Source organism: Streptomyces sp. JH14 (assembly GCF_029428675.1).
In the GTDB taxonomy this organism is placed as follows: Bacteria; Actinomycetota; Actinomycetes; order Streptomycetales; family Streptomycetaceae; genus Streptomyces.
Genome location: NZ_JAJNEL010000001.1, coordinates 2,240,432 through 2,259,134, shown reverse-complemented (window position 1 = coordinate 2,259,134; position 18,703 = coordinate 2,240,432). Strand labels below are relative to the sequence as shown.

Annotated in this window: 14 protein-coding genes and 1 pseudogene; 1 reads left to right on the top strand and 14 read right to left on the bottom strand. The window is 71.1% G+C overall.

Features of this window, described 5'->3' with window-relative positions; genetic code table 11:
• Window position 1 precedes the first annotated feature (1 nt).
• From LRD69_RS10185 to LRD69_RS10135, 11 genes and pseudogenes are all read right to left on the bottom strand, one after another.
• A pseudogene (locus LRD69_RS10185) lies at window positions 2–2,783 on the bottom strand (tetratricopeptide repeat protein).
• Between the two features lie 67 nt (window positions 2,784–2,850).
• On the bottom strand, window positions 2,851–4,176 hold the full coding sequence (locus LRD69_RS10180; RefSeq protein WP_277326241.1) for a hypothetical protein: 1,326 nt from the start codon (window positions 4,174–4,176) through the stop codon (window positions 2,851–2,853).
• A 50-nt stretch (window positions 4,177–4,226) separates the two neighbouring features.
• A complete protein-coding gene (locus LRD69_RS10175; RefSeq protein WP_277326240.1) occupies window positions 4,227–5,258 on the bottom strand; it encodes a glutamate ABC transporter substrate-binding protein in 1,032 nt (343 codons plus the stop codon).
• An 11-nt stretch (window positions 5,259–5,269) separates the two neighbouring features.
• Window positions 5,270–6,658: a hypothetical protein gene (locus LRD69_RS10170; RefSeq protein WP_277326239.1), complete on the bottom strand. Its 1,389-nt coding sequence runs from the start codon at window positions 6,656–6,658 to the stop codon at window positions 5,270–5,272.
• Window positions 6,659–6,979: 321 nt separating this feature from the next.
• A complete protein-coding gene (locus LRD69_RS10165) occupies window positions 6,980–7,963 on the bottom strand; it encodes a BadF/BadG/BcrA/BcrD ATPase family protein (RefSeq protein WP_277326238.1) in 984 nt (327 codons plus the stop codon).
• Window positions 7,954–9,219 carry a 6-phospho-beta-glucosidase gene (locus LRD69_RS10160; protein WP_277326237.1) on the bottom strand — a complete coding sequence of 422 codons (1,266 nt, stop codon included), beginning with the start codon at window positions 9,217–9,219 and terminating at the stop codon, window positions 7,954–7,956. The genes LRD69_RS10165 and LRD69_RS10160 overlap by 10 nt, the downstream gene beginning before the upstream one ends.
• Before the next feature lies 1 nt (window position 9,220).
• Window positions 9,221–10,126 carry a carbohydrate ABC transporter permease gene (locus LRD69_RS10155; RefSeq protein WP_277326236.1) on the bottom strand — a complete coding sequence of 302 codons (906 nt, stop codon included), beginning with the start codon at window positions 10,124–10,126 and terminating at the stop codon, window positions 9,221–9,223.
• A gap of 1 nt (window position 10,127) precedes the next feature.
• Entirely contained in the window at window positions 10,128–11,069 is a 942-nt protein-coding gene (locus tag LRD69_RS10150; protein WP_277326235.1) for a sugar ABC transporter permease, read from the bottom strand.
• A 7-nt stretch (window positions 11,070–11,076) separates the two neighbouring features.
• On the bottom strand, window positions 11,077–12,414 hold the full coding sequence (locus LRD69_RS10145; RefSeq protein ID WP_277326234.1) for an ABC transporter substrate-binding protein: 1,338 nt from the start codon (window positions 12,412–12,414) through the stop codon (window positions 11,077–11,079).
• 67 nt (window positions 12,415–12,481) lie between these two features.
• Window positions 12,482–13,717 carry an ROK family transcriptional regulator gene (locus tag LRD69_RS10140; protein WP_277326233.1) on the bottom strand — a complete coding sequence of 412 codons (1,236 nt, stop codon included), beginning with the start codon at window positions 13,715–13,717 and terminating at the stop codon, window positions 12,482–12,484.
• 211 nt (window positions 13,718–13,928) lie between these two features.
• Complete coding sequence (locus tag LRD69_RS10135) at window positions 13,929–14,996, bottom strand: mechanosensitive ion channel family protein (protein WP_277326232.1); 1,068 nt, start codon at window positions 14,994–14,996, stop codon at window positions 13,929–13,931.
• Window positions 14,997–15,362: 366 nt separating this feature from the next.
• Here LRD69_RS10135 and LRD69_RS10130 point away from each other — a divergent pair, with 366 nt between their 5' ends.
• Complete coding sequence (locus LRD69_RS10130) at window positions 15,363–15,899, top strand: HNH endonuclease (protein WP_018552807.1); 537 nt, start codon at window positions 15,363–15,365, stop codon at window positions 15,897–15,899.
• 53 nt (window positions 15,900–15,952) lie between these two features.
• Here LRD69_RS10130 and LRD69_RS10125 read toward each other — a convergent pair whose 3' ends face one another.
• The 3 genes from LRD69_RS10125 to LRD69_RS10115 are packed head-to-tail and all read right to left on the bottom strand — an operon-like array spanning window position 15,953 to window position 18,580.
• Entirely contained in the window at window positions 15,953–17,296 is a 1,344-nt protein-coding gene (locus tag LRD69_RS10125; protein WP_277326231.1) for an FtsX-like permease family protein, read from the bottom strand.
• Window positions 17,286–18,026, bottom strand: coding sequence for an ABC transporter ATP-binding protein (locus tag LRD69_RS10120; protein WP_277326230.1), 741 nt, complete (start codon window positions 18,024–18,026; stop codon window positions 17,286–17,288). The genes LRD69_RS10125 and LRD69_RS10120 overlap by 11 nt, the downstream gene beginning before the upstream one ends.
• Window positions 18,023–18,580, bottom strand: a complete 558-nt coding sequence (locus LRD69_RS10115; RefSeq protein ID WP_277326229.1) for a PadR family transcriptional regulator — start codon at window positions 18,578–18,580, stop codon at window positions 18,023–18,025. The genes LRD69_RS10120 and LRD69_RS10115 overlap by 4 nt, the downstream gene beginning before the upstream one ends.
• Window positions 18,581–18,703: the final 123 nt, after the last annotated feature.

The window sequence follows — 18,703 nt, the reverse complement described above, 5'->3', positions numbered from 1 at the left end:
TTCACACCCACGTCCGGGGGCGGAAGCGGTTGGCCCGCTCCACCAGGTCGATCCTCTCGTCGCCGCGCTGCGCAAGCCGGGCGAGTATCCGGTACGAACGCTCCAGGCCGAGACGCAGGCCGCGTTCGTCCACCTCACTGCCGAGCAGGGTCCTGGGTCCGGCGGCGCCGGCAGGGCCGACGGACGCCTGGGACTGCGGGGTGTCCGGCCGGGCGGTGGGGCTTCCGGAGAGTACCCAGTCCAGCGCCGTCCCCAGTACCTCGGTCGACAACTGCTCGCGGCGCACCGCGTCCAGCCCGAAACTCTGCAGCCCGGACACCTGCTCGGCGGCGGCCGTCAGATCGGCGATCAGCGGCTCGTACGGGGCACGTTCACGCAGCCGGGATCGCACGGCGGCGACCCGGGCCGCCGTGTAGTGGATCGACGCCTCGGGCACGGACTCCAGCGTCCGCACCGCCCCGGCCCGGTCCCCGGCTGCGATCTGCACCCGGGCCAGGCCGAACGCGGCGCTGACGAAGCTCGGGTCGGTCGTCCACACCAGGCGGTAGTACTCGGCGGCGTTGTCCAGCTGGCCGAGGACCTCCGCACAGATGCCGAGCGCCAGCTTGGGCGCCGGCTCACCGGGGAATGCGTCGTAGACCGCGTCGAACGACAGCGCCGCGTTCTCGTTGTCACCCGTCACCAGCGAGGCGACCCCGCGGTACCAGACGACCCGCCAGTCGTCCGGATGCTGCGCCTCCAGACCTGCCAGGGTCTGGCCGGCCGCGCCCAGTTCGTTCATCTCCAGCCGGGCACGCAACTCCCGCAGCCTCGTCTCCAGCGAAGCGGCGGGTACGGCCTGGAGCGCGGAAATCAGTTCGGCGGGTGCCGACGCCATCAGTCCGGCCAGAAAGCCCGCGTTGGCGTCGTTCGCGTCGACCCGGGGGACGGGCAGTGCGAGCGAGGTCGCCCGTGCGTCGAGCCCGGCCAGCCGGGGCACGCCCAAGGCGTGCGGGCCCGGCAGAGGAGCAGGGGCGAGAGGCGTGATCTCGGCCCGGGGCGCCGGAATGGCCGCCTGCGTCTGCGCGTACGGACCGGTGGCGGCGCCGCCCCGGACGTGGGTGGCGGACGCCGACAGCGGTGCAGCGCCGGCCGCCGGCTGCCCGGCACCGACGGGCAGCGCGCCCGGCACGGCGTGGCCGGCCGCCCCCGGCGCACCGGCCGGTACCCCCGTGGGTCCCGCGACCGGGGCCCTGCCGTTGCCTGCGCTCTTCCCGCCGCGCCGCCCCGGCGGCTGTGTCCGTACCCCCAGCCGTGACACGTCGTCCGTCAGCTCGGCGAACAACTGCGTGTCCGTGACGCGCAGTTCCGTACCGAACAGCGTCGACAGCGCCGGTCGCGGCCGCCCCGTCTGCAGTGCCACGACCTCCCGCAGCACGCCCGTCAGCTGCTCCGCCATCTCCGACGCGGAGGCGAACCGTCGCGCCGGGTCCGGGTCCGTGGCCCGCACCAGCAGCCGGTAGAACGACTCGTACGTCCGGAACACCTCGATGTTGTCCGGGTCCGGCAGCGAGTCCACGAAGACGTTCGTGTACCCCTGGAAGTCGAAGGTGAGCACGGCGAGCGTCCGCGCGACCGTGTACAGATCGGAGGCGACCGACGGGCCGACCTCCGCCACCTCCGGCGCCTGGTACCCCACCGTGCCGTAGATGGCCGACTCCTCGTCGTCCATCCGGCGCACCGCACCCATGTCGATCAGCTTGAGCTGGTCCTCGGTCTGGATCGCGTTGTCGACCTTGAAGTCGCAGTACAGGAGATTGCGGCTGTGCAGATGGCCGAGCGCCTCCAGGGCCTCGATGCCGTACGCGCAGGCCTGCTCGACCGGCAGCGGATCCCGCTTGCCGGCCGGGGTGCGGCGCTCGTTCGCGATCTCCTTGAGCGCCTTGCCGCCCACGTACTCCATGACGATGTAGCCGTCGAGCGAGCCGGTCCGCTGGTCGAGGTGTTCGACGAAGTTGTAGATCCGCACGATGTTGGAGTGCTCGATCTCGGCGAGGAAGCGCCGCTCCGAGATCGCGGCCGCCATCGCGTCCTGGTCCCCGGTGTCCAGCAGGCCCTTGAGGACCACCCACCGGTCGGAGACCGCGCGGTCCACCGCGAGATAGACCCAGCCGAGCCCGCCGTGCGCAAGACAGCCCGCCACCTCGTACTGGCCGTGCACGATGTCGCCGCCGTGCAGTTTCGGTACGAAGGAGTACGGGTGGCCGCACTTGGTGCAGAACCCCTCCGTGCGGCCCGGCCGGTCGCCGCGGGAACGGCCCACGGGGGCCCCCGCAGTCGGAGCGCGAGCAGAACCGCTTCCGCTCCGGCACCTCCGGGTTCTCCATGACCGCGGAGCGCGGGTCGGGGCGCGGCACGCCCGGTACCTGCACGAGCCCCGCACCCAGCCGGTTGCGGCCGGACGCGCCCGTCGAGGAACCGGAGGAGCGCACCGACACCGAGCGGGACGTGCCCCTGCCCGACAGGGAGCGCGACAGCCGTCCCGACACCGAACGCCGCGAGGTCGACGAGCGGGACGAGGAGCGCGAGGAGGCCCGGGACGACGCCGGCGAACCGCTCCGCGCCGAACTGCTGTTGCTGCCCTTGCCGCTCGCACCGCCGGCCGCGATGCCGGTGGGCGGCGAACTCACCATGCCGTTCGGCGAGACGACCGGAGCCAGACCGCAGGTGTCGCAGTACAGCTCACCGCCGCCCATGTCCTCGTAGTCGCCCTCGCACGCGGGGCGCTGGCACTGCGTACTCATGGTCCGTCCCCCTGTTCGCCCCGCCGCCGCAGCGGCCCGTTCGCCCTGCCCGTACCCCTACGCCTGCTCATCGCCGGTCCTCCGGTGCGGACGGCCGGCGGGGGTTCAGCAGCTCCGCCACCGCCTCCTGGTAGCGCAGCACCGTCTGCGCGGCGACCCGCAGATCGCACGGGGCGCTCCACAGCATGCGGCGCGCCGCGTCGTACCGCTCGATCAGCATCGGGTCCTCCGCCAGGCCGTGCCGGGCGACCTTCGCTTTGTACGCGTCCAGCCGGCCGCGCAGCTCGGCCCGGACCGCCAGCGGTGCGGTGACCGCTGTCAACGATTCACGGGCACGCAGCAGTTCGTCCTCGGCCTCCCGCTCCAGGGAATCCAGCAGCGGTGAGAGCCGGTGCCACTGGGCGTGCCTGCGGTACTCCGACGCGGCGGCCAGCCGCTCCTGCAGAGCGGTCGGGGGACCGCTGACGGCGGGCACCTCGGAGGCGGCGATCTTCGCCAGCACCTCGCCGCGCGCCGCCCGGGCCTCGGCCAGCGTGCGCTCCGCGCGGGAGAGGATGTCGCGCAGCTGGACGAGGCGCTGCTCGGCGTCCTGCCGGACGGCGAGGACCGCCTCGATCTCCCGCCGTACGTCGTCCAGGGCGCGGGCCGCCCGGTCGTAGCGCACGGTGTCCGGACGTCCGCCGCCGGGCGCCGCGCTGCCGGGGCCCGGCAGCCAGAACGCCAGCGGATCGGAGATCACCTGTGCCCGCAGCGTGGTCAGCTCATGGGTGATCGCCTCCAGGTCGTCGCCCGCCGGGTGTTCCCCGGGCCGCACGCCGACGGAGTGCGCCAGCGACCGGGTCCGGCGCAGCTCGGCGGCGAGCAGATCTATCCGGGCGGGCAGTGCGGACCACACGGAGTCGGAGGTGACGACCATGTCCAGCGCGCGTGCGTACAGGTCGTTCATCCGGGCGACCAGCTCCTCCAGCGTGAACCGCTCGGACAGCTTCGCCGGGCCGGTGATCGACGGATCGGGCCGGGTGGCGTTGGACGCCACCGTGACGCCCTGGCCGCGGAGCAGTTCGGTCAGCGCCAGCAGGTCGTCGCGGTTGGGGGAGCGCCGTCTGGCCCGGATCTCACGGGCCTCGTCGATCGCTCCGGCGTAGGCGTCGAAATACCCCCACAGCAGCGTGATCGACTGCTCGGTGGCGGCCCAGCGCTCCTTGGTGACACCGGTCAGATCGGCGCCCTCCAGGAGCCGGCGGCCGGCATGGTCCTGCAGGGCGAGGAGCGAGGTCTCGATCGCCTCGTGTTCCGCGCCGAGCCGGGCCAGCGCACGGTCCGCCCCGTCCCGGTCCAGGACCGGGACGGGGGGCTTCCCCGCATAGCCGGGGAAAGGGCCCGCGACGCCCATCGATCACCTCTCCGCTCTCCCCGCCGGGACGAACCCGGTGGGATCAAGGACTAGTTGTTCCGGTACTTGGGGGCCGGCGGCGCCGATATTCCGGGCAGCCCGCTCGCCAGCCACTTCCGGTACGACACCATCCAGGGGCTGGCGGCGCCACCCCTTCGGTAGTCGACCAGCACCTGGTTGACCCGGGCCACCAGGTCGTTCGCGCCGTGCTTCGTGGCCACGCCGTAGTACTCGGTGGTGAACGGCTTGTCGCCCTTGAGGACGACCGCCGGGTCCTGGGCGGCCTGACCCGCCGCCAGCGCGTTGTCGGTGACCACCGCGTCGACCTCGCCCAACTGCAGCCGGACCAGGCAGTCCAGCTGGTTGGGCACGGTGAGCTGGTCCTCGTCGGCCTCGGTGCCGTCGTGCCGGTCCTTGAACACCGCGCCGAACGACTGCTTCTCCAGGGCCTCGTACGCGGTGGAACCCTCGGCGGTGCAGACGCGCTTGCCGGAGAGGGACTTGTCGTACCCGGTGATCGGCGAGTCCTTCGGTGCGAGGACCTGCTGCCCGGCCTGGAAGTAGGCGGTGGAGAACGAGACCTGGTCGAGCCGGGCGCAGTTGATCGTCATCGTCCGCACCACGACATCGACCTTGTCGTTCTCCAGCGCGGCGATGCGCTGGTTGGTGGGGATCGCCCGGAAGATCACCTTGTCGGGGTCGCCCAGGACGTCCCGTGCGATGGCCCGCACCAGGTCGATGTCGAACCCTTCGAGCTTTCCGGTCGCCGGGTCGCGGTAACCCCAGCGGAAGCTGTTCTGGTCGACACCGGCGATCAGCTTCCCGCGCTCCTTGATCTTCTCGATGCTCGGCCCGTCGGCGCCCGACGGCGGCAGGCTCGCCTCCGGATCGGTGCAGTCGTCGGCGCTGGCCGGCACCGCCGTGGCCGGACCCGGCCCGGCGAGCCCGACGCCGAAGGGCCCGGAGCCGCCGTGCGAGAGCGGCAGCAGGGTGAGTGACGCCGTCACCGCGCAGGCCGCGGCCATCCCCGTCACCCCGCCCCAGCCGCGCAGCCTTACCCGGGTGGAACCGGTCCTGGTCATCGTTCCCCCTCTCACCGGTACTCCGACAGTCTGCGGTTGATCCCGACGATCGCTGCGACCGCCGCCAGCACGGCAAGAGCGGCCGCCCCGACCGGTAGCCCGCCCAGCGCCCCGCGTCCGTCCCTCGCGGCCCGGGTGAACTCGCCCTGCTCGTGAGCGAGCGCCTTCTCCAGCGCCCCGTCCACCCGGCCGAAGGATTCCCCCGTGGAGTCCTTCGCCCCGATGATCTGCTTCAGAGCGCCCTCGTAGTCGCCGTTGTCGTCGGTGCTGCGGGCGGTGCGGTGACGGGTCTGCCACTCGGAGACACCGCTGACGGCCTGTGCCACCGGTCCGCTTCCCTGGGCGTCGTCGGCGAGCTTCCTGGCCGCTGCCAGCTCGCCGCCGAGCGCCTTCATGCCCGTGCTGTAGTCGGTCTCGTACTTGTCGTTCTTGCCGTCCGCGGTGAGCACCGCACCGCGGGCGACCACGGTCAGGAGCTCATTGGCACGTGCCTTCAGCGAGTTGATCCGCGCCTGGTTGAGCACATCGAGGGACTGCTGGCCGTGCACGTCGGCGTCCCGCAGCTCGGCGCGCGCCACCGTGTGCCCCACCGCCAGCCACAACAGCAGCACGGTGGACGCCGCGGTCGCGGCGAGCAGCCCGTGGTTGAAGACCCGGTTCGTCCTTCGGTAGTTGCGCCGCTGCGCCCAGAACAGCGCGCCCAGCGTCACGGCACCGAGCCCCAGCGAGAGGAACGGCCACGCTCTCGCGGAGTCGCCGTCCTGGTCGAGCCGGCCGGTCTCCGCCGTGTACAACCGCTCGGCGGCCGGCAGCAGCTCGGCGGACATCTTCTGGTTCGCGTAACGGAGATAGGCGCCGCCCAGCGGCAGCCCCTGACGGTTGTTGGCGCGGGCCCGCTCGATCAGGCCGGTGTACCGGGGGAGTTCCTGATTGAGCTTGGTGATCTCCTGGCCCGACGGCGACGAAGCGTCCGTGGTGGACGCCGCCTTCACCAGCAGCCGGGACGCGTCCTGGATGTCCTTCTCGTACCGCTCGTGGACCTCGCGGGGCTCCTGCGCCCCCGCGAGGAATCCGCTGGCCGCCGCCGTGTCGGCATCGGCCAGGGAGCGGTAGATGTTCGCCGCCTCGGCGCTCAGCGGCTGGCTGCGGCTCACCACCTCGTCGGCGGCCGCCGCCCGGTCGGAGATCTCGAACGCCGTCACGGCCCCGAACGCGAGGACGAGCGCCGCCAGCGCGGCCCCGATGATCTGGAGCCTGCCGGGTTCGGTCGTCGCCGCGGCCCGCAGCCGCGCCGTCGATTCGGACCAGGCACTGCGACGCGGCGCGGGTAGGGAGACGGGCGCAGGCGGCTGGGCCGGTGCGTGCTCCGGCGCCGTGCGCACATTCGGCGGGTATGTCACGTGACCTCCCCCTCGGTCGCTGACGGTGGCCCGGCCCCCGGCCGATCGGAGGACTGGTACCCGGCCAGAAGTATGGCCGCAGGGACGGACATCCACACCAGGAACGCCTGGATCCTGCACCGGTCCACGGACGCACCGGGCATGCGACTGCCCCCATGTATTCGATCAAGGCCGGAGCCGTCGATCAAGGCGATCGGCGGCCCGGTCCCCGAACCGGACCGATCTCCCCATCCATGAACACGTCCGGGAGAAGTGATCGGTTCCCGTACGCAAGGGGCGTCCCGCAACACCGGTGGGACGCCCCCGCGTTGTCGGCACGTGTCAGCTGTACTGTGCGCGCAGCCTGTCGTGCACCTCGGGCGCCGCCCCGGTGCAGTCCAGGCCCAGCAGCCCGGCGCCCAGCACCGGCGGCTGCGTCACCATCCGGATCTCCGCCTTCGGGGCGCGATCCGCCAGGAGCGCGGCGACGGCGTCGTCCAGCTGCGGATGACGGGCCGCCAGTACGCTGCCGCCCAGCACCACCGGCGCCTCCTCGTCCAGCAACCCGAGCCGGCCCAGTGCGACCGACGCCAGCACGACGACCTCTTCCGCGAGGCGGTGCACCAGAGCCTGCGCCACCGGATCCCCGGCCGCACCGGTCGCGAACAGCACGGGCGTCAGCTCGTGCCGGCGCTCGGAGTCGATCTGCCCCCGGTGCAGCGCCTCGATCAGCGCGTACATCGAGTCGAGCCCGAAGTGGGCGGGGAGTGTGCGGGCCAGTTCCGTCGGCTCACCGCGCCCGTCCTCGGCACGCGAGGCGAACCACAGGGCCTCCTCGGCGAGCCCCGAACCGCCGCCCCAGTCACCGGAGATCCGGCCGATGGCGGGGAAGCGCGCGGTCCGCCCGTCCGGCACCATGCCGACACAGTTGATCCCCGCGCCGCAGACGACGGCCACGCCCCTGGGTTCGTCCACGCCCGCCCGCAGGATCGCGAAGGTGTCGTTGCGGACCTCGACGGTGCCGCCCCAGCCGCGTGCCCGCAGCGCCTCGGTCAACTCCCGTTCTTCGACCGGCAGATCGGCGTTGGCGAGACAGGCCGACACATGGGCGACGGAGTCCACCTCGGTGCCGAGCCCCCGCGCCTTCGCCAGTGCTTCGTCGAGCGCCGCGCCGAGGACGTCCACCGCCGCCCCGATGGAGACGGCCGCCGGCTGGAAGCCGCCCCCGCGGGCCGTGCTCAGCACCGCTCCGTCCGGTCCGATCAGTGCGACGTCGGTTTTGCTGTTCCCCGCGTCGATGGCGAGGACGGCGGCGTTCACGCCCACGCGAGGTGCTCCCGGTTGTGTGCGATCAGCTTGTCGGTGAGTGCCTCGGCGTACTCGAACTGGCCGATCAGGGGGTGGGCGAGGAGTGCCTTGAACACCCGGTCCCGGCCGCCGCGCAGGGCGGCTTCCAGGGCGAGGTCCTCGTACGCCGTCACGTGGGAGATCAGGCCCGCGTACAGGGGGTCCAGCTCGGGTACGGCGAGTGGTGTGGCGCCGGTGTCGTCGACGCGGGCCTGTACCTCGATCACCGCGTCGTCGGGCAGGAACGGCAGGGTGCCCTTGTTGGAGGTGTTGACGACCTGGACGGGGGAGCCGCCGGAGCCCAGCAGTGAGGAAGCCAGGTCCACGGCCGCCTCGGAGTAGAACGCGCCGCCGCGCTTGGCGAGCAGCGCGGGCTTCTCGTCGAGTGCGGGGTCGCCGTACAGGGCGAGGAGTTCCTTCTCCATCGCGGCGACCTCGGCCGCCCGGGACGGCTTGGTGCCGAGCTCGCGGACGACCGCGTCGTGCGCGTAGAAGTACCGCAGGTAGTAGGAGGGGACGACGCCGAGCCGGTCGACGATCGCCCGGGGCATGTGCAGGTCGTCGGCGATCGTGTCGCCGTGTTCGGCCAGCAGTTTCGGCAGCACGTTCTCGCCGCCGGGGCCGCCGAGCCTGACCCCGAGCTCCCACGTCAGGTGGTTGAGCCCGACGTGGTCGAGGTGCACCTCGCCGGGGGTGACGTCGAGCAGCGCGGCGAACTTGCGCTGGAAGCCGATCGCCACGTTGCACAGACCGACGGCCTTGTGCCCGGCCTGGAGCAGTGCCCGGGTCACGATGCCGACCGGGTTGGTGAAGTCGATGATCCAGGCGTCGGGGTTGGTGCGGCGGACCCGTTCGGCGATGTCGAGGACGACCGGGACGGTGCGCAGTGCTTTGGCGAGGCCGCCGGCTCCGGTGGTCTCCTGCCCGATGCAGCCGCATTCCAGCGGCCAGGTCTCGTCCTGGTTGCGGGCGGCCTGGCCGCCGACGCGCAGCTGGAGCAGGACGGCGTCGGCGTCGGCGACGCCCGCGTCGATGTCGGAGGTGGTGACGATCCGGCCGGGGTGGCCCTGCTTGGCGAAGATCCGGCGGGCGAGGCCGCCGACGAGGTCGAGGCGGTCGGCCGCCGGGTCGACGAGCACGAGCTCCTCGACGGGCAGCGTGTCCCGCAGCCGGGCGAACCCGTCGATCAGTTCAGGTGTGTAGGTGGACCCGCCACCCACTACTGCGAGCTTCATGTCAGCCCTTCACTCCGGTCAGTGTGACGCCCTCGACAAACGCCTTCTGGGCGAAGAAGAAGACGAGGATCACGGGGGCCATGACCAGTGCGGTCGCGGCCATGGTCAGGTTCCAGTCGGTGTGGTGTGCCCCCTTGAACGACTCCAGGCCGTAACTGAGCGTCCAGGCGGCCGGGTTCTCGGAGGCGTAGATCTGCGGCCCGAAGTAGTCGTTCCAGGCGTAGAAGAACTGGAACAGCGCGACGGCGGCGATGCCCGGCCGGGCCATCGGCAGCACGACCTTCAGCAGGGTGCGCAACTCGCCGCAGCCGTCGACCTTCGCCGCGTCGAGGTACTCGTCCGGGATGGTCAGCAGGAACTGCCGCAGCAGGAAGATGGAGAACGCGTCACCGAAGGCCATCGGGATGATCAGCGGCCAGAGCGTGCCGGACAGGTCCAGCTGCTTCGCCCAGAACAGATACATCGGGATGACGACGACCTGCGGCGGCAGCATCATCATCGAGATGACGAGCAGCAGCGACAGCCGTCGGCCGCGGAAGCGGAACTTGGCGAGCGCGTACGCCACGGGCAGCGACGACACGACGGTGAGGACGGTGCCGAGCCCCGCGTACAGCAGGGTGTTCCTCCACCAGGTCAGGAAGCCCGGGGTGTCGAACACTCTGCGGTAGTTGCTCCACTCGAAGGGGTGCGGCCACAGATCCCGGGTCAGCGCCTGCTGGTCGCTCATCAGCGAGGTGAGGAACAGGAAGACGAACGGCAGGACGAAGAAGAGCGCGGCCGCGATGCCGAGCGTGTGCACGGCGATCCAGTCCAGCAACGCCTTGCGGCGGGCGGTCCGCTCGGCCGGGGTGACCGGCCGTCCGGCCGACGGGTCGGCGGCCTTGAGGGTGTCGAGAGCCTGCGCCACGTCACTCACCTGCCTGGATCAGCCCGCTGCGGCGCCGCATCAGCAGTGCGGTGAACGCCATCGCGAGGACGAAGAGAACAAGCGCGACCACACAGGCGGAGCCGTAGTCGAATCGCTGGAAGCCGAGGTTGTAGACGAGCTGCGGAAGTGTCAGTGTCGACTTGTCGGGATAGCCCGGTTCGAACTGCTGCCCGGAGCCGCCCATCACGCCCGAGGCGACCTTCCCCGCCACGAGGGGCTGGGTGTAGTACTGCATCGTCTGGATGATCCCGGTGACCACGGCGAACATGATGATCGGCGAGATGTTCGGCAGCGTGACGAAGCGGAACCGCTGGAATGCGCTCGCCCCGTCGAGCTCCGCCGCCTCGTACTGCTCCTTCGGTACGTCGAGCAGCGCGGCCATGAAGATCACCATGAGGTCGCCCACCCCCCACACGGCGAGCGCGGTCAGAGCCGGCTTGGACCAGGTGGCGTCGGTGAACCAGCCCGGTGTGGGCAGCCCCAGATCGCCGAGGATCGAATTGACCGGCCCCGTACCCGGGTTGAGCAGAAAGACGAAGCCGAGGGTGGCCGCGACCGGTGGGGCGAGATAGGGCAGGTAGAACAGGGTGCGGAAGACTCCGGCACCCGTCTTGATCCTGGTGATCAGCAGGCCGACGCCGAGACCGAAGACGACCCGGCAGCTCACCATCACCACGACCAGCCACAGCGTGTTCCGCAGGGCGGGCCAGAACAGCGGATAGTCGTGGAAGACGTACGACCAGTTCTTCAGCCCGTTGAACTCCGGAGCCGCGAAACCGTCGTAGTGGGTGAAGGAGAAATAGAGCGTGGAGATCAGCGGATAGGCGAAGAAGACGCCGAACCCGATCAGCCACGGCGACATGAAGGCAGCCGTCCGCAGGGCCGACCGGCGCCGCTTCGACCGGAGTGTGTACGTGCTCATCGCCGTGCTACTTCGCCTGGGCGATCGCCGCGTCGATTTCCCGGGCGGTCTTCTCCAGACCCGCCTTGATGTCCGTCTGCTTGCCCTTCTCGACGTCGAATCCGAGGTTCTGCAGGGACACCAGGTAGGCGCCGCCGTTCACGGACGGCGGGGTGGTGGTGCTCTTCGGGTTCGCGGCGATGTCCAGGAAGGTCTTGAACCGCGGGTCGTACTTCAGCTTCGGCGACTTCAGCGCCGCCAGTGTGGACGGCACGTTGTGAATGGCATTGGCGAAGTCGACCACCGCGTCGGTGTCGGTCGTCATGAACTTCACCAGCTCCCACGCCGCGTTCTGCTTGGCGGAGGTGGACGCGATACCGGCGATGGTGCCGGTGAGATAGCCCTTGCCGTACGTGTCGGCCTCGTCGTCGGCGACGGGCATCGGGGCGACGCCGATCTCGAAGTCCGGCTTGGCGTCCTCGGCCATGCCGAGCCGCCACTCGCCGTCCAGCTGCATGGCCACCTGGCCGGTGTGGAACGGGTGCTTGGCGCCCCACTCGTCACCGAACGAGGTGCGGTACTTCTCCAGCTTCGTGTAACCGCCCAGCTCGTCGACCAGCTTCTTCTGCGCGGTGAGCATGGACGCGAAGGCCGGGTCCTTGGCGATGTTCGACTTGCCGTCGGCGTCGAAGTACGTCGGGTTCCAGCCGCCGAGGTAGTGCTCGGTCGTCGACTCGTATCCGTGGTAGTTCGGCATGAAGCCGAGCTGCTCGTACGAGTCGCCCTTGGTCTTCGTCAGCTTCTTGGCGTCCGCGGCAAATTCCGACCAGGTCTTCGGCGGGGAGGTGATGCCGGCGGCCTTGAACGCGTCCTTGTTGTAGTACAGCCCGTACGCGTCACCGAGCAGCGGCACCGTGCACCGCACCCCGTTGTACTGGGTGTACTCGTTCATCGCCTTCGGGAAGGTCTTGTCCGGGTCGATCCCGTCCTTCTTGAGGAAGGAGTTCAGATCGACGAAGGCCTTGGACGAGCAGAACTTGCCCACATTGTTCGTGGTGAACGAGGAGACGACGTCGGGAGCCTTGGAACCGCCCGCCCGCAGCGCCTGGTTGATCTTGTCGTCGGTCATGTTGCCGACGACCTTCACATGGATGTTGGGGTGCGCCTTCTCGAAGGCGGCGATGGTCGCCTCGATCCCCTTGACCTCGGTCGGAGCACTCCAGCCGTGCCAGAAGGTGAGGGTCGTCTCCTTGGATGCGTCGTCGCCGGCGCCGTTGCTGCTCTGACCGGTACAGGCAGAGGCGAAGAGGGATATCGCGGCGGTCGCGGCGAGCGCGGCGGCCGACTTCCGACGGTTTCCGGACATGGCAGTGTCTCCCAGTGAAGGTTGGGACGGGACAGGGTCGGCTGTGCGAGGGGAGGGACGGCAGGGGTCAGCGTGAGGTGTCGAAGACTTCGTCGCGGGTCGAGGCGAGGGCGCTCTCCAACGCCCCGCGCAGTACGGGCCGATGGGTCACCTCGCCGACGATCAGCCGCGGCCTGGAAGCCGCCAGCTCGGCGAGCTCCGCCTGCACCCGCGCGCGCAGCGGTTCACCGCCGATGGAGATCAACTCGCCGGACAGTACGACGAGTTCGGGGTCGAGCACGGCGACCAGTGAGGCCAGGCCGGTCGCGAGCCCGGTGGCGTACAGATCGAGGAGCCGGGCGTACGGGCCGTCCTCGCCCCGCCCCGTGGCCGCGGCGGCCCGGCGGATCAGACCGGCGGCGACCTCGTGGTGGGTGCCGGCGGCCCGGCTCGGCCCGTCCTCGATGCCGAGCTGCCTGGCCAGCCGGGACAGCACCTGCGCGCCCGCCAGTTCCTGGAAGCCGCCCGCGTTCGCCTTGGTGACCTGGCGGACCAGCGGGGCGCCGGGCACCGGCAGGAAACCGACCTCACCGGCGCCGCCGGTGAAGCCGCGGTGCAGGCGTCCGTTGATGACGAGGGCGGCGCCGAGGCCCTCCTCGTTCCACAGCAGCACGAAGTCGTCGTGCCCACGGGCCGCACCGAGCCGCTGCTCGGCCACGGCGACGAGGTTCACGTCGTTCTCGTACTCGACGGGCATCGGCAGGATCGCGGCCAGCTCGTCGAGGAGCGTGGGGGAGTGCCAGCCGGGCAGATGGGAGGCGTACCGCAGCCGTCCGGTGCCGGGGTCGAAGGCGCCGGGCGTGCCGATGACCACGCGGTGCACCTCGGCGCGGGTGAGCCCGGCGGCCTTGACCGCGCCGTCCAGTGCCTCGGTCACCTGCCGCACCACGCTGTCGGCGCGCCGCCCGGGGGCGTGCCGGCCGGTGCGCAGCTCGAACTCGCCGACCGTCTCGCCGGTCACATCGGCGACCGCGGCGACGATCCGCTGGGCGTTCACATCGAGCCCGGCGACGTGGGCGGCCCGGGCGTTCACCGCGTACAGCTGGGCGTTGGGTCCCGGCCGTCCCGCGACGGTGCCGGTGGCGACGACCAGACCGGCCGCCTCCAGCCGGGCCAGCAACTGGGAGGCGGTGGGCTTGGAGAGCCCCGTCAGCTTTCCGATCCTCGTCCGGGACAGCGGCCCGTGCTCCAGCAGCAGATCCAGAGCGGCCCGGTCGTTCATGGCCCGCAGGACGCGGGGGGTACCCGGTGTTGTTCCGGCCATGAGCACGAACCGCCCTCTGTTAGGAAAGTTTCCTGTTCGATGGGAGGACCGTAGGGCGCGGGTGGGCGGGCGTCAATGACCGGGGTTGCGGTGGCAACCAAAGCGTTACCTGGAGGGCGGACGAGCCGCTTGCGGCCCCGGCCGTCTCACACCGAAGGGCGTCCTGCCCGGCCCCTGAGGACCGGGCAGGACGCCCTTCGGACATGCGGTGCTACTTGTTCAGATTCGCCGGCGGGGTGATCGGCGTCGCGGCCAGTGACTGCGGGGACGTCGCCGACGAGTAGGCCGACGGGGCGGCCATCCCGGCCGTCGGGTCCGCGGCCGGGCCCTCGTCCGCCTGGGCCGGGACACCGCCGACCATCCGGATGCCCGCCTCGTCGAAGGCCCGCTTGATCCTCCAGCGCAGCTCGCGCTCCACGCCCAGGGACTTGCCCGGCATCGTCTTGGCGGTCACCCGGACCGTCATCGAGTCGAGGAGCACGGAGTCCAGGCCGAGGATCTCCACCGGACCCCACAGGCGCTCGTTCCACGGGTCCTCCTTGGCCATCATCGAGGCGGCCTCGGTGATCACCGTGCGTACCCGGTCGAGGTCCTCCGTAGGGCGCACCTGCACATCGACCCCGGCGGTCGACCAGCCCTGGCTGAGGTTGCCGATCCGCTTCACCTCGCCGTTGCGGACGTACCAGATCTCACCGTTGTCCCCGCGCAGCTTGGTGACCCGCAGCCCCACCTCGACGACCTCGCCGGAAGCGACGCCCGCGTCGATGGTGTCGCCGACCCCGTACTGGTCCTCCAGGATCATGAAGACACCGGAGAGGAAGTCGGTGACGAGGTTGCGTGCGCCGAAGCCGAGCGCCACACCGGCGACACCGGCGGAGGCGAGCAGCGGAGCCAGATCGATCCGGAACGCGCCCAGGATCATCAGGGCGGCCGTACCGAGGATCAGGAACGAGGCGACCGAACGGAGGACGGAACCGATGGCCTCGGAGCGCTGCCGGCGCCGTTCCGCATTGACCAGCAGCCCGCCGAGGGCGGTGCCCTCGACGGCCTGGGCGCTGCGGTTCATCCGCTCGATGAGCTTGGTGAGAGCACGGCGGATCGCGATGCGCAACACGATCGCGATCGCGGCGATGAGAAGGATGCGCAGACCGGTGTTCAGCCAGGTGGACCAGTTCTCCTCCACCCAGCCCGCAGCATTGCCGGCCTGCTTGGCGGCTTCGTCCAGCGAGCCGCCGGGCTCGGGTGACGGGGCAGCGGCCAACAGGGCGGACAGATACACGGCGGAACCTCCAAATGGGCGAGCGCTGACCAACCACACTAACGGGGTATCGGACATGCACCGTTGCCGTCACGGAGGGGAGAGACGCCTCTCGCCCGGGGATAGACAAGGAGGGAGGGGCCGGAGCCGGGACCAGGGCGCCGGGCCGGGTGTGGCCGATCGCACACCGGGCCGGGGCCTGTGCGGCGGCGGCCCCGAAGCGCCTGATCCGGGGCTCTTCGGGTGGTGCGTGCGCAGCGGGCCGGAGAAAATCCTTTCGGCCCGTTACTCGCACGTGGTGGCGCTTTCACCAGGCAGGAGGAGAGACTGAGATCGGATCGTCCCGGCGCGAGCCACGCGCCGCCGGCGTACAAGGAGGCATCAACCGTGCCGCATGTCCTGGTTCTCAATGCGTCGTACGAGCCGCTCGGCGTCGTACCGCTCCGCCGCGCGCTCGTCCTCGTCCTCGAGAACAAGGCCATCTGCCTCGAGGAGTCCGGCGCCTTCATGCACAGTGCCACCCGTGCTGTACCGGCACCTAGCGTCGTCCGCCTGAAGCGGTTCGTACGGGTCCCCTACCGGGGGCCCGTTCCACTCACCCGTCGCGCGCTCTTCGCCAGGGACGGCGGCCGCTGCATGTACTGCGGCGCCGCCGCGACCAGCGTCGACCATGTCATTCCGCGCAGCCGCGGCGGTCAGCACGCCTGGGACAACGTGGTGGCGGCCTGCCGCCGCTGCAACCACGTCAAGGCCGACCGCCATCTGCCGGAGCTCGGCTGGCGGCTGCACCAGCAACCCGCCCCGCCGACCGGCCTGGCCTGGCGGATCATCGGGACGGGGCACCGCGACCCGCGCTGGCTGCCCTACCTGCAACCGTTCGGCGCGGACGACGCCATGGCCCGGATCGACGGCATCTCAGCCTGACGATCCGGGCTTTCGCGTATCCGGGGAGATGCGGTTTCGCGCAGCGCCGCGCGCTACGTGAACCGCAGCTCCGCGGGGTGCACCGCCCGCCGCAGCAGCGGCAGCGAGGCCGACGCGGCCAGCAGGCAGGCGGCGTACACCACCACGGGTACGAGCAGCGGAAGCATCGACGGGACGGCCTCGGGAGCCACCAGCAAGGAGTACGCGAGGTGCAGCGCCATGCCTCCGATGCCGGCGAGCAGGACGGCGGGGGCCAGCGGAAGCGCCGTCTCCAGAAGGAGGGTCCGGGCCAGAACCGTCCGCGGTACGCCGGCCGCGGTCTGGGCGGCGAGCCCCCTGCGGCGGGTGGCGACGGATTCGGCCGTGCCCACCGCGAGGCTGAAGAGGCTGATGACCAGAGCCACCAGGACGGCGGTCCCGGCGAGGTCGATCCCCGTGGTGTAGAAGCCGAGGTCCTCCGTCGTGTAGCCGCTCCGCCGGTGCAACTCGTCGAGCAGCACCTGCCGTACGCCGACGAATCCCACCCCGACGACGGTCACCAGCAGCAACGCGGCATGGGTGCGCGCGGCGGCCCAGGGGTCGTCCTTGAGCCGGCCCGCGGCAATCAGCACTGCGGGGCTCTTCGCACGGAGCGTCAGCCGCCGGCCCATGAAGGAAGCCGTCGCTCCGGCCAGCCACACCGCACCCGCTCCGGTGAGAAGCACCACGGCGAGCACCACGAACGGGACGGTCACCTCGCCGGGACGGCTGTTGCGGTCGGCAAGGAGGAAGAGCGCCACGGCGATCAGCGCCGTCGGGACCAGAAGCGCGAGCAGCGCCCGGTGTCCGCCGTCCGGCCGGACACGGCGCACCCAGCCGAGCGGCGAGGCGATCACCCGCCGAAGGGCGAGCGCGCTCACCAGCGCGCCCACGACCGGCACGGCGAGGACAGCCAGTACGAAGGCCACCCATGCCGCCGGCGGCGGCATGTGACCGATGTCGGCGAGGACCGCGGCGACGACGGCCAGTGCCACGGCCGATCCCGCCAGGCACGCGAACCCGGACTCCAGCGCCGCGATGCGCCGCACCTGCGCGGGCGACGCCCCCGCGAGCCGCAGCCCGGCCATCCGCCGGTCGCGGTGCACGGCGCCGATGCGGGCGCACTGGCCGAGGAAGCCGAGGACGGGGACGAGCAGGAGCAGCAGCGTGACCACCACACCGGCGCGCTGGCCCGGCTGGTTCAGCAAGCCGTGCGCGTAGGGGATCGACACCTGCCCGGGAACGGCGGCGACCGTGATCGCCGCGAGGGCGAAGCCCGTGGCGAGCAGCGCGCCCACCGCGGTGAGCGAGATCCGCCACCACTCGCGGCGGTGCGAGCCGCGCGTCAGGATCCATGCGATGCGGGCGTCAGCCTTCATGGCGGGCCGCCTCCCGGACGGTGACCGGGGCGGCGCCGGTGTGGACGGCCCCGTCCCGCAGCCACACTTCGCGGTCCGCGTACGCGGCGACCTGCGCGTCATGGGTGATCAGCAGCACCGCGGTGCCGGTCTCGCGGGTGGCGTGCACCAGAGCCGTCATCACCTGCTCCCCGGCGAGTGAGTCGAGAGCCCCGGTCGGCTCGTCCGCGAAGACCGCCTTCGGACCGGTCACCAACGCACGGGCCAGTGCCACGCGTTGGCTCTGGCCACCACTCAGCTCGCCGGGCCGCAGACCGGCGTGGCCGCGCACCCCGAAGCGTTCCAGCCACTCGCCGGCCCGCGCCTGTGCCACGGCGCGGGCCGTCCCCGCGAGCAACAGGGGCAGCGCCACGTTGTCGAGCGCGGTGAGTTCGGGGATCAGCTGCCCGAACTGGAACACCACGCCGAAGTCGGTGCGCCGCAGTTCGCCGAGCCGGGCCTCGGAAAGCCGGTCGAGCCGCTCCTGTCCGTACGAGACCGAACCCTCATCGGGGCGGACGATCCCCGCCAGGCAGTGCAGCAGCGTGGATTTCCCGCTGCCGCTGGCACCGGTGACGGCGACGATCTCGCCCGCGTGGAGATCGATCGAAGCGCCGCGCAGCGCCTCCGACCTGCCATAGGACTTCCGCAGCCCCGTGGCGGTCAGCAAAGGCGCTGCTCCCGTGGTGCGCTGCTCGGTAGGTGTGCTCATGCTGCGTCGACCTCCGCGGTCAGGGTGGCGAGCCGGCTCGCCGTCGTGGTCATCCACCGGACGTCGGCGTCCAGATGGGCGAGGGCGTAATCGGCGGAGAGCACCGTGCTGAGATCGGCGCCCGGTGTCGTCTTGAGTGCGGTGAGTTCGCGCATACGCTCCATGTGGGCGGCACGCTGGGCCTGCAGATAGGCGGCCGCGCCGGTGGTGCGGTCGTCGTCGGCGGCGGCCGCGACGAGGATCGAGACCACGACCTTGGCGAAGATCTCGTTCGCGACGAAGGGGGCGGGCGGGGCGATCTCCTCGGCCCACCCGGCCAGTTCGCGTGACCCTTCGTCGGTGGAGCGGTACAGGGTGCGTTCGGGGCCACTGTCGGAATCGGTGCCTTCGACGGCGGCGAGGCCGTCACGCACCAGACGTTGCAGGGTCGTGTAGACCTGCCCGTAGGCGAGTGGCCGTGCTTGCGGGAAGCGTTCGTCGTACCGCCGTTTGAGGTCGTAGCCGTGGCTCGGACCTCCGGCGAGCAGTCCCAGAAGGACATGGCGGATGCTCATGCGGCCGACTATATACTCAGTACATGTACTGAGTGAATAGTTGGACGGACGGTGACCGGAGATCACCTGCCGAGAGGGCGACCGGTGAGGCGGCGATTGCCGGTGGGGTGGTCAACTGCCCCT